The sequence below is a fragment of the Pseudomonas agronomica genome (assembly GCF_025917275.1).
Lineage (GTDB): Bacteria > Pseudomonadota > Gammaproteobacteria > Pseudomonadales > Pseudomonadaceae > Aquipseudomonas > Aquipseudomonas agronomica.
The window spans coordinates 1-278 of record NZ_JAOSHO010001122.1 but is presented as its reverse complement, the minus strand read 5'-3'; the positions used below and the strand labels follow the sequence as shown (position 1 = coordinate 278).

Genomic DNA, 278 nt, shown 5'->3' with positions numbered 1-278 from the left:
ACCCGGATGAAGCGCATCCGTGAAATCGACCTGGCCAATGAAACCATCACGGTCGAAGCCGGGGTAATCCTGCAGCAACTGCAAGAGGCCGCCAGCCAGGCCGATCGTCTGTTTCCGCTGTCCTTGGGGGCGGAGGGCAGTTGTACGGTGGGCGGCAATCTGGCGACCAACGCTGGCGGCACGGCGGTGCTGCGCTACGGCAACATGCGTGAGCTGACCCTCGGCCTGGAAGTGGTGCTGTCGGACGGTCGCGTCTGGAACGGTTTGCGGGGCTTGCG

At 64.7% G+C, this 278-nt stretch carries 1 protein-coding gene; it reads left to right on the top strand.

What is annotated here, in order from left to right; all coding sequences use genetic code 11:
• Window positions 1–278, top strand: a 278-nt coding sequence (locus tag OC610_RS29200) for an FAD-binding oxidoreductase (protein ID WP_264433317.1), incomplete at both ends; no start/stop codon positions are given.